Origin of the sequence: Acinetobacter sp. TG2027 (assembly GCF_000302435.1) — a bacterium.
Classification (GTDB): Bacteria; Pseudomonadota; Gammaproteobacteria; order Pseudomonadales; family Moraxellaceae; genus Acinetobacter; species Acinetobacter pittii.
In genome coordinates this window covers 158,896-172,864 of record NZ_AMJN01000008.1, presented here as the reverse complement: position 1 = coordinate 172,864, position 13,969 = coordinate 158,896, and the positions used below count along the sequence as shown (strand labels likewise).

Below are 13,969 nucleotides of genomic sequence, written 5' to 3'. Positions count from 1 at the left end.
TCAAAATTAAAAAATAGTTATTTGTGTGTTTCAGGAAGTACAACATTTAAAATTAATGCTGCTATACCACCTGTCGCTACGCCAGAGCTAAAAATATTTTTAAATAATTCTGGTAGGTGTTCCAAAATTTGAGGAACTTGAGCAACACCCAAACCTAGTGCAAGTGAAATTGCGATAATTAAAAGTGCTCGGCGATCAAGGTGAATAGATGAGAGAATATTAATACCTGATGCAGCTACGGCACCGAACATTACCATAACTGCTCCACCTAAGACCGCCTGTGGTACGGCTTGTATTACACCAGCTACTGCTGGAAATAAGCCCAATAAAATAAGTAAAGCAGCAATCCAGATACCTACATAACGACTTGCAACCCCAGTAAGTTGGATTACACCATTATTTTGAGCAAATACAGAGCTAGGGAAAGTATTAAATAAGCCTGCGAGTAAAGAGTTTGCACCATTTACTAAAACACCGCCTTTAATGCGTTTCATCCATTCAGGACCATTAACGGGTTGGTTTGAAAGTTTACTGGTTGCAGTCACGTCACCAATCGCTTCTAAAGAGGTCACCAAATAAATGAATGCCATTGGAATGAATAAGCCCCAAGAAAAGCTTAAACCAAAGTGCATCGGTGTTGGAATCTGTACAAGAGGCGCATCTTTAATACCTGAGAAATCTAGGTAACCCATAAATCCTGCAAGAATGTAACCAATCACTAAAGCAATTAAAATGGCTGAACTTTTAATCCAAATCACCCGAATGCGGTTTAGCACAATAATAATAGCAAGTACGGTACATGACATAATAAGGTTGTCTGCACTTGCAAAAGTATGGTCTTGCATGGCTTGGTAGCCACCACCCATACTAATCAAGCCTTCCTTAATAAGCGTTAAGCCAATTAATAGAACAACAATACCAGTCACCAAGGGAGTAATTAATCTTTTTACCCATGGAAGAATTTGCGAAACACCCATTTCAATAAAGGAACCAGCAATGACTACACCAAAAATTGCAGCCATAACTTGGTTTACAGGAGTTCCTGCGGCAACCATCGCACTACCAATACCAATAATTGGACCAATAAAGTTAAAGCTTGTGCCTTGTACAATCAGAAGACCTGCACCAAACGGGCCGACTTTTTTACATTGAAGAAATGTAGCAATACCCGAAATCACCAAAGACATAGATAAAATCATGTTGGTTTCGGTGCGTGATACGCCTAAAGCTAAACAAATTAAAAGCCCTGGTGTAACAATTGGTACAATAATCGCAAGCAAATGCTGGAAAGCTGCTAAAAAAGCGATCAAAGGTTTTGGTCGATCATCTAAGCCATAAACAAGGTCAAGATGGTCTTGAGAGTGTTGATTGGACATGGGTGTAGGTCCGCCGCAATTTTGCAAATTGGCGCTATTCTAATCGAGATACCTATCTTTACAAAACGAATTACAGGCTATTGGAAAATTTTTTTGTCAATGTCAATAAACTGTCACTACTCAAGAGTAGTGTTTTTCTGTATAATTTGCCCTCAAATTTCAGGCGTTTCGAATTTTCATGTCAGATATCAAAAATCTCCGTAATATCGCAATTATTGCGCACGTCGACCACGGGAAAACCACACTTGTCGATAAACTACTTCAGCAATCTGGTGCTCTCGGTGAACGAGCAGGCGAGATTGAGCGTGTCATGGACTCAAATGCGCTTGAAAGTGAACGTGGTATTACCATTCTTGCAAAGAACACTTCTATTACTTGGTTAGATAAACGTACTGATACAACTTACCGTATCAACATCGTGGATACCCCGGGACACGCCGACTTCGGTGGTGAAGTAGAACGTGTTATGTCGATGGTTGACTGCGTATTACTTTTAGTTGACTCTCAAGAAGGCCCAATGCCACAAACTCGCTTTGTGACACAAAAAGCCTTTGCTCGTGGTTTAAAACCAATTGTTATTATCAACAAAGTTGACAAACCAAGTGCGCGTCCAGATTGGGTTATTGATCAAGTATTTGATTTATTTGATAACCTTGGCGCAACTGATGAGCAATTAGATTTCCCAATCGTTTATGCATCAGGTTTACGTGGTGTAGCGGGTCCTGCTCCAGAAGAATTAGCGGATGATATGACACCGTTGTTCGAAACGATTGTAGACATCGTTGAACCACCAGCAGTTGACGTTGATGGTCCATTCCAAATGCAGATTTCATCACTTGACTATAACAGCTTCGTAGGTGTTATCGGTGTTGGTCGTATTCAACGTGGTTCAGTAAAATTAAATACTCCTGTTACTGTAATTGATAAAGAAGGCAATACACGTAACGGTCGTATCTTAAAAATCATGGGTTACCATGGTTTAGAGCGTATCGATGTTGAATCAGCATCTGCTGGTGATATCGTATGTATTACTGGTATCGACGCACTTAACATTTCTGACACGATTTGTGATCCGAAAAATGTTGAAGCATTACCAGCTTTATCTGTAGATGAACCTACAGTATCTATGACTTTCCAAGTAAACAACTCTCCGTTTGCTGGTAAAGAAGGTAAATTCGTAACTTCACGTAATATTCGTGAACGTCTTGATCGCGAATTAATTCATAACGTAGCTTTACGTGTTGAAGACACTGACAGTCCAGACCGTTTTAAAGTATCTGGCCGTGGTGAACTTCATCTTTCAGTTTTAATTGAAAACATGCGTCGTGAAGGCTTCGAAATGGGCGTATCTCGTCCACAAGTAATCATCAAAGAAATTGATGGTGAAAGACAAGAGCCTTACGAAAACGTAACTTTTGACGTTGAAGAACAGCATCAAGGTGCTGTAATGGAACAAATGGGTCACCGTAAAGGCGAGATGACCAATATGGAAGTTGACGGTAAAGGCCGTATCCGTATTGAAGCAACTGTACCTTCACGTGGTTTGATTGGTTTCCGTTCTGAATTCTTGACCATGACTTCTGGTACAGGGATCATGACTTCAAGCTTCTCGCATTATGGTCCTGTTAAACAAGGTACTGTTGCGAAACGTCAAAACGGTGTATTGATCTCTATGGTTCAAGGTACTTGCTTGGGCTATGCATTGTTCAGTTTACAAGACCGTGGTCGTTTGTTCGCTAAACCACAGTTAGAAGTTTACGAAGGTATGATCGTGGGTATTAACTCTCGTTCAGACGATATGGTTGTAAACCCTACTAAAGCGAAACAATTAACTAACGTTCGTGCGTCTGGTACAGATGATGCTTTAACTTTAGTACCTGCAATTGAATATACGCTTGAACAAGCGCTTGAATTTATTGAAGATGACGAGCTAGTAGAAGTAACACCTAAATCAATTCGTATCCGTAAGCGTTACTTGACTGAAAATGAACGTAAACGTAACCGTGATAAATAATTTTTCTTAAATGAAAAAGAAAAAACCGCTAAATTAATTTAGCGGTTTTTTTAATCGTTATATTTGAAATTAAAGTGGGCTTAAAATCATATTTTTGTTGTAAGAGAATATGTTGTTAAAGTGTGAAATAACTTTCTTTTTTTGATAAAAATATTAAATTATCAATATCATGGCGAGTACTATCTAATTCGATAAGATGCCAATGAAAAAGAAAAATATGACGTGTTTCGGCCCCCCGACATCTGGAGATGTTTAGATGAGTATTATTCAAGAATTTAAAGAATTTGCCATTAAAGGCAATATGATGGATTTAGCCATTGGTGTGATTATTGGTGGTGCTTTTGGCAAAATCGTGGACTCTTTAGTAAAAGATATTATCATGCCACTGATCACTGTGATTACTGGTGGCGGTGTTGATTTCTCTCAAAAATTCATAGTATTAGGTGCAAACCCTAACAATTTACAATCTTTAGATGCTTTGCAAAAAGCAGGTGTTAATGTCTTAACTTATGGTAATTTCCTCACCATTTTAATTAACTTCATTATTTTGGCTTGGGTTGTGTTCTTAATGGTGAAATTATTAAATAGACTTCGCCGTGATAAAAATGAACCAGAAGCTCCAGCTGCAACTCCTGAAGATATTCAATTATTACGTGAAATTCGTGATGAGTTGAAAAAGCAAGCTTAATAAGATTTGAAATAAAAACGGTACCTTGAGTGCCGTTTTTTATTACTTCATATTTTATATTGGAATCAAGATATTGATAAAATTGCAAGATCGCAGATCAGGCCAACTATGAATATTGAAAAAGGGATAGATGAATGAATCAGCTTTTTGTGTATGGAACATTATGTCCAAATAAAGCAAATGCTCATATTCTCGAACAGATTGGAGGGACGTGGACCAAAGCTTCGGTAAGAGGAATCATACATATTTTAGATTGGGGACCAGATCAAGGCTTAAAAGCAATTGTGTTAGATCCTCGGGCGGAGTGGGTAGAAGGCTATCTATTTAGCACAGAAAAACTTGCTGAAAACTGGCAGATGCTTGATGATTTTGAAGGCTTTCAATATGAACGAGTTATAGTAGATGTAATGCTTGAATCAGGGGAAACTGTTAAAGCTTGGACATATCAAATGAATGCTCATGCTAAAAATATTTAAATACAAAAGCTGGCTTCACGAACTCAATTTTTGTCTTTTAGATCTAATTTTAAAAAATAATATATAGAGGCTCTTGTTTGAGCCTTTTCAAATCAATCAAATAGTCTTCGTTTTCTTTCTAATAACCATTAGTCCTTTTATCCAACCTTGCTTGGAATATAAGTGAGTGTGGAAAACTCACACTTAAAAAGGAATTTTAAATGAAGAAGTCTCCTTGGATTATTGGAACTACGTTTTATGCCATATCGCAAATTACTTTCGCTACTGAAATTGGAGGATATGTACGTACAGGCATAGGAGTTACAGATAGCGGGGAATTACAAGAATGTTTTCAGCTCACTGGCGCACCTTCAAAATACCGTCTTGGAAATGAATGTGAACAATATGCAGAGCTATTTGCTAAACAAAGTCTTCTAAAACTGAATGATAATTCTGAGATTAGTATTAATGGAATGCTTCAATTTTATAACCAGTATGGTCAAAGTTTAAGTTTTAGTGGTGACGATGGCTATACGCGCTTAAACCAGATCTATCTAGATTGGAAAAATATTTCTTATTTAAATGGAGCAAATCTTTGGTTAGGCAGAAGATTTTATAATCGAAATGATATTCATATGTCTGATTTATTCTATTGGAACCAAAGCGGAACAGGGTTCGGGATCGATAATTATAAAATTAATGATCTGTCATTAAGCTATGTTTTCTCTAGAAAAGATAATGTATTTCAGAAAAAATATATTAATAGACATGACTTTACTATAAAAGACATTCAGCTAAATGGTACAAATAAACTCAATACAGGCTTATCTATTATTGATGCAGATCATACAGGTTGGGCCTTAACATTGCAGAATATAACTTCCGATGTCTTAAATGGTAAGAATACAGTTGCTTTGCAATATGGCGAAGGAGCAGGTATGGGGCTAAGTTATACTGGCAACCCTGAGTTGGACCGGGATAATTCTTCTTTAAGATTCATTGAAGTTTTAGATTGGGAATCTGAAAATAAAGTTTTCAATGGACAGGCTCAATTTATATATCAAAAAGATAAATTTAAGAATCAGAATGATAGTGAATGGTTTTCGATAGGCTCCCGAATGGCTTATGTTGTACAAGACCATTTTAAAATATCGACCGAAATTAGCTATGATCAGATAGATAGCAATGATCAAAATCGAAGCCTAACAAAATTGACTATTGCACCAACTTGGTCACTAAAAGGAACAGGATTTTACGACAGACCTGAACTTCGATTGTATTACACCTATGCTTTTTGGAACAAGGATGAACAGAATTTGAGAGATCGTTTATATCCTGATAGTGATTTTTATAACACAGGACATGGGTCAAATTTTGGCATGCAACTAGAATATTGGTGGTAAATTTAAAAAATAAAAGAGGTTGGTAATGGCCTCTTTTATTGAGTAACTGGGCTATTGTTTATGAATTTAAATTAACTTGTGAGGGGGCTTATCTTAAGCTACCCATTCTGAATTTAACTTCTAAAAGATGATAGCCAAACTGACTTTTGATCGGACCTTGTAACACACGTTCAGCAGCTGTAAAAACAACTTTGTCAATGACAGGCACCAATTGCCCTTTTTTGACTTCACCAAGTTCACCACCACGTTTTGCCGAATTACAGGTAGAGTATTGCTTGGCAAGTTTGGCAAAGTCAGCGCCACTTTGTAGCTTCTTTTTTAGCTGCTCAGCTAAGTCTTTATCTTTGACTAAAATATGTCGGACAATTGCTGTTTGCATGTTGTCTTTCTCCAAAAAATTAAGGCTTTCTCAGCTTTTTAAGTGGTTGGCACTGTGGGCAAAATACACTGGCACGCTGACCGAGTTTTAAGTTTTCTAATGTGGTTTCACAGTTAACACACATTTCTCCAGCACGACCGTAAGCAAGAAGTGTTTGCTGGAAATAACCATTTTCACCCATTGCATTGCTGTAGTCTCGTAATGTAGAGCCACCTAAATCAATTGCCGATTTCAAAATTCGTTTAATCTCGACAACGAGTTTTTCAATTTGTTGCATAGTCAAATCGCCAGCAGGCTGAGCTGGGTGAATACCAACATTAAATAAACTTTCAGTTGCATAAATATTGCCTACACCGACGACTACATGATTATCCATGAGTGCAATTTTTATGCCGACAGATTTATTTTTGAGTTTTGAAGCTAAATATTCCGCATCAAAGTCAGTACTTAAAGGTTCAGGCCCTAAAGTATCTATGAGTTTGCCTTGAGTCTCGGGATTAAGCCAAAGAATACAACCAAAACGGCGAGGGTCATGGTAACGTAATTGCTGATCTTCAAATTGAATAATCAGATGGTCATGCTTTCTCAGTTCGTCATTTGGCTCGGTTAGACGAAAGCTTCCTGACATGCCTAAATGCCAAAGCATTTGATCTTGTTCAAACTCTGCCAAAATATATTTTGAACGTCGGTTTAACCCAATGAGACGTTGCCCAACAAGTTTCTGAACATCATCTGGTATAGGCCAGCGTAAGCTAGGATTGCGTACTTCAACACTTAGAACTTTTTGATTCAATAATGGAAATAAACTAGTTTTAGTGGTTTCGACTTCGGGTAACTCAGGCATGCCAACTCGCAGAATTAACAGATATACTGGATTAATCAAGTATAACGTGTGGTATGTAATATTTCAGAGATTACTATGTCAGATATTTTACCATTAAGCTGGTTTCAACGAGAAACCTCAGAAGTAGCTTATGATTTAATCGGCTGCGTATTGTGTAAGCGACAACCTGATGGCCAAGTGATCCGCTGTACAATTAGTGAAACTGAAGCTTATTTGGGCGTTCGTGATAAAGCTTGCCATAGTTACAATGACAAACGCACCGCTCGAACAGAGGTAATGTATTGCCCTGGTGGCACGATTTACGTCTATTTAATTTATGGCATGTATGAAATGCTCAATCTTATTACTCAGACAGAAGGTGTGCCTGAAGGGGTAATGATTCGTTCTGCATTTTTAAATAGTGCTTCAACTAAAAAAGACTATAAGCTTTTAGCTGGACCCGGCAAATTGACACGCTATTTAGGGATTGATCGGACTTTAAAAGGACAAACCTTGGGAGAGGAATCTGGACTATGGGTTGAAGCGGCATCAACGCAACCAGAAGTAGTTCTAACGCCACGGATTGGAATTGATTATGCCGAAGAAGCAAAACATTGGCCTGAACGATATTGCTGGAAAGATCATCCATCTTTGAGTCGATAATTTTAATCTGGAAATCAATTTTTAGATATTGATGAAGAGTGTTCCAGATTTACAACAATGCAGATCGAATTCAATATCCAGACAAGACACCGCTTTTTGTTATCATAACTACAATATAAATAAAGGAAATAAGCATGTCCTTATTACGCTTAGACCGACTGCATTACTGTATTTTGATGAGTATGGGCTGTATTTCTAGCCCACTTGTTTGGGCAGAAGATTTAACACAAGACGTAACTGTATTGCCAACATTACATGTGGAAGCAACCCGTACCGATACAACCTATTTGCAGACACCGGCCTCGGTTTTTCGGATAGATGCACCTCAAGTTGATACTTCTTCACAAGTAAATTTAACCGAAGTTGTGAAAGGTGTACCGAGTTTGCAGATTCGTAATCGTGAAAATTATGCCCAAGATTTACAGCTCTCTATGCGTGGTTTTGGTGCACGCTCTACTTTTGGTGTCCGTGGTATTCGCCTTTATGTAGACGGGATTCCTGCAACAATGCCGGATGGACAAGGCCAAACGTCTAATATCGATTTAAGTAGTCTGGACCATGTAGAAGTTCTAACGGGACCTTTTTCTTCACTTTATGGAAACTCATCGGGTGGGACAATTTTAACTTCTACTAAAGAAGGGCAAGGCAAAGATTCAATTGAGCTGAGCTATTCGGGAGGCAGTCACGATAAAAGCCGAGCAGGGCTCGTGCTACAAGGTGGAGCAAAGGGTGCGAATGAACCAAGCTATGTTATTAGTTCATCGTATTTCGATACTGATGGTTACCGAGAACATAGCGGTGCAGAAAAAGTACTAAATAATGCAAAGCTCAGTTGGGATCTTGATGATGGTAGCAAAATCAACTGGATAACCAACTATGTCAAAATTCATGCAGACGACCCGCAGGGTTTAACGCATGACCAGTGGAATGCTAATCCAAAGCAACAAGTTCCATTTTTAAAGCAATTTAATGTCCGTAAAGATATTGAACAGACCCAAACAGGGGTGACATGGTCTAAGCCTATTAATGATAAAAATGAACTCTATGCCATGGCATATTTAGGTAATCGCCAAGTCACTCAATATCAATCTATACCTAAATCAACACAAGATGCCAGCATCAATCATGCAGGCGGGGTAATTGATTTTGAACGTGATTATTATGGTGCTGACTTCCGTTGGACGGGCAAAGAATTACTTCCAAATACTACTCTAAGTGTTGGTGTTGCATTAGATGCGATGGATGAAGATCGTAAAGGTTTTGAAAACTTTAATTTGGTAAATGGTCAACCTTCTTATGGTGTCAAAGGTAATTTGCGCCGTGATGAAGATAATACTTTGTGGAATATCGATCCCTATTTACAAGCGTCATGGCAGTTCTTACCAACGTGGCGTTTAGATACAGGCGTACGCTATAGCAATGTCCATTACAAATCTAAAGATAACTATTTAAGTAATGGCGACGATAGTGGTAAGACTGATTACAGTAAAGTTTTGCCTTCGGCTGCTTTAAGCTGGCAAATTTTACCTGAACTGATGGCCTATGTGAGTTATGCCAAAGGATTTGAAACGCCAACTTTTACTGAAATGGCATATCGTCCAGATGGAGAAAGTGGTTTTAATTTTGATTTAACCGCATCCACAAGCAATACCTATGAAACAGGCTTAAAATCACAAAACCAATTAGGTGATTTTACTTTGGCAGTATTCCAGACTAAAACCAAAGATGACATCGTTTCTGCCGGTAACTCAAATGGCCGATCAACCTTCCGCAATGCAGATAAAACCTTACGTGAAGGCTTAGAGTTTGGATGGAATAAAAAGTTGTGGCGAGATTTAACAGCGACTGCTAGCTATACATATTTAGATGCAACTTTTGATGCTGATATTCCAGCTTTAGGAAGTATTGCTCAAATTTCATCGGGCAATGCCATTCCGGGAATTGCCAAAAACCAAGCTTACGCCTCTTTGGCTTGGCAGCCATCGCACGGGCTATATGGCGGGGTAGATGTACAGTATATGGATAAAGTATACGTGAATGATACCAACAGTGACGCAGCGCCAAGCTACAGTGTAACCTCAGCTAATGTGGGTTACGCATGGGTAATGGGTGACTGGAAAGTGAATAGCTTTGCCCGTGTTGATAACCTATTTGATAAAAACTATGCAGGTTCAGTGATCGTAAATGATTCAACTCAACCGGTTGGACGCTACTTTGAACCAGCGGATGGGCGTAACTGGAGTGCAGGTTTACGTGTAATTAAGCAATTCTAGGAATTAAAAATGGCAAAATTATTTGAAACGGTTAACTTTGGTTCACTACAACTGGTCAATAGAATTGTAATTGCTCCGATGTGCCAATATTCGGCAACAGATGACGGTGAAATTACTTACTGGCATGAACAGCAATGGGCGAATTATGCATTGTCTGGCGCAGGACTTTGTATTGTAGAGGCGACTGCTGTACAACCTGAAGGTCGGATTAGCTATGCTGACCTTGGGCTTTGGAATGATCAGCAACGTGACCAAATCAAAGCGTTGTTAGCTAAGGTTCATACACTTTCACCAATGCCATTTGGAATTCAGTTAGCACATGCAGGACGTAAAGCATCTACTGAAAAGCCGTGGTTAGGTAAAGGTCAGATTGCAAAAGATCAGCCTCATGGTTGGCAAACGGTTGCTCCAAGTGAAAGTACCTTTTCAGTGCATGATGCTGCACCACATGCTTTGACCATTGCTGAGATTAAACAAGTTCAACAAGACTTTGCAGCGGCTGCAAAACGTGCTGTAGAAGCTGGGTTTGAGTTGATTGAAGTTCATGCTGCGCATGGTTATTTACTACATCAATTCTTATCGCCAATTGCCAATCAGCGTACTGATGAATATGGCGGTTCTTTAGAAAACCGTATGCGTATGACTCTTGAGGTTCTTCAGGCAATTAAACTCGCTGTACCAGAAGGTTATCCTGTTGGTGTTAGACTGTCTGCAACCGATTGGTTAGAGAGTATCGAGCACTGGGATGTTGAATCTACGGTTGGTTTATCAAAAGCTTTAGAGCAATTGGGCGCAGCCTATGTGCATGTGTCTAGTGGTGGTTTGCACGAGCATCAATCTATTACGATTGGGGCTGGTTACCAAGTTCCATTTGCTGAACAAGTCAAAAAGCATGTGTCTATTCCGGTCATTGCTGTAGGGCTAATTACTGAGCCAGAACATGCTGAACAAATTTTGGAAAACCAGCAAGCTGATGCTATTGGTCTTGCTCGTGCAATGTTATATGACCCAAGATGGCCTTGGCATGCAGCAGCGGCTTTAGGGGCAGAAGTTAAAATTGCGCCTCAGTATTTACGTTGCCAACCACATGGATTAAAGCAGCTTTTTAACTCTTTTTAATTGTATTGGGCAAAGTCATCTTTGCCCATTTTTCTTTCGCTAAGTGAGGACGGTCAGTGGTTTTTCAGGTTATTTTACCTATCTTGATATTGCTATTGATGGGCTATGTTTGTGTCCTCATCAAATTGGTAACACCTGAACAGATCAGGGCTCTTAGCGCATTCGTAATTAAAATTTCCTTACCAGCTTTTTTAATTCACTCATTAGCAAATAAAAACTTACAAGACATTTGGCACCCAGCTTATTTTCTTGCTTATGGTGGCGGGTCTTTAATTTTATTTTTCTTTGCTTTTATTCTCTATAGAAAATATTTTAAAAATAGCTTAACCCATAGCGCCGTCATATCGATGGGGGCATCTATGTCGAATACTGGATTTATGGGAACAGCTATTCTAACCATGTTGATAGGTAATCACGCTGCGATCTATATTTCTTTAACACTCATCATTGAGAATTTATTGATTGTGGCGCTGATGCTCATTTTGGCCGAAGCTGGTTTACATCAACAACAAAATCTTTTACCGCTTTTAAAACAGACATTTTTAAACTTACTCAAGAATCCTGTCATTATCGCGATTTTGGTTGGGATGGGGTGCATTCTTTTAGATGTTAACCTTCCTGCGACGCTTGATCAGTCTCTAGAATTACTTGGGCGTACTGCTTCGCCTTTGGCCTTGTTTGCAATTGGCGGAAGTTTAGTAGGTATTGGAATAACAACGGTAAATATAGAAAGCGTTTTGTTAGCGATATTTAAAGTTATCCTCATGCCATCTGTTATTTTTTCTCTCTTTTTGATCACTCCAAATGTAAGTCGTGAGATGCTTTACGCAGGAACATTAATCGCTGCTTTACCAATGCCGATTGCTTTCGGCATTTTTGGACAAGCCTATGGCTTAAATGAAAAGGCGTTAACACCACTTATGATTAGTACAATTGTTGGTTTTATTGGTGTGAGCTGGCTTATTGCTTTGTGGTGGTAAAAGAAAAGCCCCATAAGGGGCTAATTACTTACTATTTTTTAGGCGCTGGCTGTGCGGGAGCATTTGCAGCCTGTTTGCTCTTTTCTGCAATAATTTTATCAACCGAAGCTAACGATTCTTTAGCGTTAGGCACATTTTGATTGGCAAGTTCAGTAAAGATCTTTTTAGCCTGCGGTAGGTTTTGCGGAATGATATTGCCATTCGCCATCATGGTTGCTAAAGCCATAGAAGCAGGTGCATAGCCTTTTTGTGCAATTGACTGTAAAGCTTCGATACCTTGGCGTTTCATTAAAGGATTTTTATTTTCAACACCTTGGCTAATGTCATAGAGTGCTTTGACCTGAATAGCAGGATAGTTACCTTTTCGAATTAAAGGCGCCAATTTTTGAAGGGCAATTTGATGTGACTGTGGTTTTTTTTGAGCAAATAAAATTGTCGCAATTTTCACAGTTGCATCATCAGAACCTTGAGCCGATGCCTTTTGAATATATTGACTGAATTTGTTGCTATCTTTCGCAACGCCCAATTCACCAGTCTCATAAATTTGTGCAAGCGTGTAACTCGCTTGGGCATAGCCTTTATTTGAAGCATCCTCATAATATTTGAGAGCTTTAGAAGAGTCTTTTGCTGTACCTTGGCCCATTTGAGTCATATAACCTAAGTTATAGATAGCTTGGGCGTTACCTGATTGGGCTAAGCGTTGCATTTCTTGAAATGCAGCGGAGTAGTTTTTTGCTGCATACAGTTGTTCAGCTTGTTTAAAAACATCAGTTTTAGCAGCACTCGCTGTGTTATCAGCTGCAAAAATTGATGCACTTGAAAGGGTGATTAGGCTTGCGATTAGTAATTTCTTCATTTCTTTTTAACCTTTTACTTCGTAGCTACATCAATCCATTGATGCATGAAAGAGTTTCAATTTCTCATCATAAATATTGATTGCTGAAAGTAAACAGCCGATTTGTATATAAAGCACTGCACTTTGGGCAAATTGTGGAGAAAAAATACCCACTCACATTCATATAATGCAGTGGGTAATATTATTATTTTGCTGACTGAAGTAATTCTTCGATTTGCTTGGCATCACTTGGTACACCAGAGAGTCTTTGGCCATCTTGCAAGAACAGGGTAGGTGTTCCATCGATATTTAATTTTTGACCTAAAGCAATATTTTTCTGAATTGGGCTTGAGCAACTTTTGCTATTAGTCGGCAATTTGCGATTAAGCATATAGTTTGTCCAAGCTTCTGCCGGATTTTTTGAACACCAGATTTGATTTGAAACTTTTTCAGCATTTGGATGCAAACTAGTAAGAGGATAAAGGAACACATATACGGTTACGTTATCAACCCCAACCATATTTTGTTCTAGACGCTGGCAATATGGGCAATCTGGGTCACTAAAGACATAGATTGTACGTTCACCTTTACCTTTTACATATTTAATCGCCTGATTTAATGGCAAGCTTTTAACGTCAATCTTACCCAATTCGGCAATACGTTCTTCAGTCATATTTTTTTGTTGTTTGATGTCGACTAAATTACCGACAAAAAAGTACTTCGCATCTTGATTGGTATAAACAATGCGGCCGCTTGTATAGACTTCATAAATACCTTGCACAGGCGATTGATAAACACCCTTTACAGGCAAATCGGGATAATTCGTCTTAAGATTTTGTTCAAGTGTTTTAACATCAGCGTGAGCAGAACCGAAAATAGCCAGACTCAACATGAGTGTAGCAAGTTTAGTTTTCATCTTTTTTCTCTTGAATTTCAACAGGGCTAATGATGGCATATAAAG

General features: G+C 38.7%; 13 protein-coding genes. 8 read left to right on the top strand and 5 right to left on the bottom strand.

What is annotated here, in order from left to right; translation table 11 throughout:
* Nucleotides 1–17: 17 nt before the first annotated feature.
* Nucleotides 18–1,376, bottom strand: a complete 1,359-nt coding sequence (locus B806_RS0103880; protein ID WP_017385596.1) for a uracil-xanthine permease family protein — start codon at nucleotides 1,374–1,376, stop codon at nucleotides 18–20.
* A 178-nt stretch (nucleotides 1,377–1,554) separates the two neighbouring features.
* Here B806_RS0103880 and typA point away from each other — a divergent pair, with 178 nt between their 5' ends.
* The 4 genes from typA to B806_RS0103860 all read left to right on the top strand — a co-directional run bounded on the left by typA (nucleotide 1,555) and on the right by B806_RS0103860 (nucleotide 5,936).
* Entirely contained in the window at nucleotides 1,555–3,390 is a 1,836-nt protein-coding gene (gene typA, locus B806_RS0103875; protein WP_017402639.1) for a translational GTPase TypA, read from the top strand.
* Nucleotides 3,391–3,646: 256 nt separating this feature from the next.
* Entirely contained in the window at nucleotides 3,647–4,078 is a 432-nt protein-coding gene (gene mscL / locus B806_RS0103870) for a large conductance mechanosensitive channel protein MscL (protein WP_014207584.1), read from the top strand.
* Between the two features lie 134 nt (nucleotides 4,079–4,212).
* A complete protein-coding gene (locus tag B806_RS0103865) occupies nucleotides 4,213–4,554 on the top strand; it encodes a gamma-glutamylcyclotransferase family protein (protein WP_017402638.1) in 342 nt (113 codons plus the stop codon).
* 200 nt (nucleotides 4,555–4,754) lie between these two features.
* Complete coding sequence (locus B806_RS0103860; RefSeq protein ID WP_017402637.1) at nucleotides 4,755–5,936, top strand: carbohydrate porin; 1,182 nt, start codon at nucleotides 4,755–4,757, stop codon at nucleotides 5,934–5,936.
* Nucleotides 5,937–6,024: 88 nt separating this feature from the next.
* Here B806_RS0103860 and B806_RS0103855 read toward each other — a convergent pair whose 3' ends face one another.
* Complete coding sequence (locus B806_RS0103855; RefSeq protein ID WP_002051379.1) at nucleotides 6,025–6,315, bottom strand: peptidylprolyl isomerase; 291 nt, start codon at nucleotides 6,313–6,315, stop codon at nucleotides 6,025–6,027.
* Nucleotides 6,316–6,334: 19 nt separating this feature from the next.
* A complete protein-coding gene (mutM, locus tag B806_RS0103850; protein WP_017385909.1) occupies nucleotides 6,335–7,159 on the bottom strand; it encodes a bifunctional DNA-formamidopyrimidine glycosylase/DNA-(apurinic or apyrimidinic site) lyase in 825 nt (274 codons plus the stop codon).
* Nucleotides 7,160–7,234: 75 nt separating this feature from the next.
* Between mutM and B806_RS0103845 the strand changes: the two genes are divergently transcribed.
* From B806_RS0103845 to B806_RS0103830, 4 genes are all read left to right on the top strand, one after another.
* Nucleotides 7,235–7,801 carry a DNA-3-methyladenine glycosylase gene (locus B806_RS0103845; RefSeq protein WP_014207579.1) on the top strand — a complete coding sequence of 189 codons (567 nt, stop codon included), beginning with the start codon at nucleotides 7,235–7,237 and terminating at the stop codon, nucleotides 7,799–7,801.
* A gap of 134 nt (nucleotides 7,802–7,935) precedes the next feature.
* A complete protein-coding gene (locus B806_RS0103840; protein WP_017385908.1) occupies nucleotides 7,936–10,074 on the top strand; it encodes a TonB-dependent receptor in 2,139 nt (712 codons plus the stop codon).
* A 9-nt stretch (nucleotides 10,075–10,083) separates the two neighbouring features.
* Nucleotides 10,084–11,193, top strand: a complete 1,110-nt coding sequence (locus B806_RS0103835; protein ID WP_005064310.1) for an NADH:flavin oxidoreductase/NADH oxidase — start codon at nucleotides 10,084–10,086, stop codon at nucleotides 11,191–11,193.
* A 56-nt stretch (nucleotides 11,194–11,249) separates the two neighbouring features.
* Nucleotides 11,250–12,173 (top strand): AEC family transporter, encoded by a 924-nt coding sequence (locus B806_RS0103830; protein WP_017402636.1) that lies wholly within the window; start codon nucleotides 11,250–11,252, stop codon nucleotides 12,171–12,173.
* A 31-nt stretch (nucleotides 12,174–12,204) separates the two neighbouring features.
* Here the strand turns inward: B806_RS0103830 and B806_RS0103825 are convergent, their stop codons facing one another.
* Nucleotides 12,205–13,029 carry a tetratricopeptide repeat protein gene (locus tag B806_RS0103825; protein ID WP_017402635.1) on the bottom strand — a complete coding sequence of 275 codons (825 nt, stop codon included), beginning with the start codon at nucleotides 13,027–13,029 and terminating at the stop codon, nucleotides 12,205–12,207.
* A gap of 184 nt (nucleotides 13,030–13,213) precedes the next feature.
* On the bottom strand, nucleotides 13,214–13,924 hold the full coding sequence (locus B806_RS0103815) for a DsbC family protein (RefSeq protein WP_017385907.1): 711 nt from the start codon (nucleotides 13,922–13,924) through the stop codon (nucleotides 13,214–13,216).
* Nucleotides 13,925–13,969: the final 45 nt, after the last annotated feature.

Excerpts from the sequence above, each read along its gene's own strand:
- B806_RS0103865 (WP_017402638.1), top strand. The coding sequence starts at position 4,213 with ATGAATCAGCTTTTTGTGTATGGAACATTATGTCCAAATAAAGCAAAT.
- B806_RS0103855 (WP_002051379.1), bottom strand. The coding sequence starts at position 6,315 with ATGCAAACAGCAATTGTCCGACATATTTTAGTCAAAGATAAAGACTTA.
- B806_RS0103845 (WP_014207579.1), top strand. The coding sequence starts at position 7,235 with ATGTCAGATATTTTACCATTAAGCTGGTTTCAACGAGAAACCTCAGAA.
- typA (WP_017402639.1), top strand. The coding sequence starts at position 1,555 with ATGTCAGATATCAAAAATCTCCGTAATATCGCAATTATTGCGCACGTC.
- B806_RS0103815 (WP_017385907.1), bottom strand. The coding sequence starts at position 13,924 with ATGAAAACTAAACTTGCTACACTCATGTTGAGTCTGGCTATTTTCGGT.
- B806_RS0103880 (WP_017385596.1), bottom strand. The coding sequence starts at position 1,376 with ATGTCCAATCAACACTCTCAAGACCATCTTGACCTTGTTTATGGCTTA.
- mscL (WP_014207584.1), top strand. The coding sequence starts at position 3,647 with ATGAGTATTATTCAAGAATTTAAAGAATTTGCCATTAAAGGCAATATG.
- B806_RS0103825 (WP_017402635.1), bottom strand. The coding sequence starts at position 13,029 with ATGAAGAAATTACTAATCGCAAGCCTAATCACCCTTTCAAGTGCATCA.
- mutM (WP_017385909.1), bottom strand. The coding sequence starts at position 7,159 with ATGCCTGAGTTACCCGAAGTCGAAACCACTAAAACTAGTTTATTTCCA.
- B806_RS0103840 (WP_017385908.1), top strand. The coding sequence starts at position 7,936 with ATGTCCTTATTACGCTTAGACCGACTGCATTACTGTATTTTGATGAGT.
- B806_RS0103835 (WP_005064310.1), top strand. The coding sequence starts at position 10,084 with ATGGCAAAATTATTTGAAACGGTTAACTTTGGTTCACTACAACTGGTC.
- B806_RS0103860 (WP_017402637.1), top strand. The coding sequence starts at position 4,755 with ATGAAGAAGTCTCCTTGGATTATTGGAACTACGTTTTATGCCATATCG.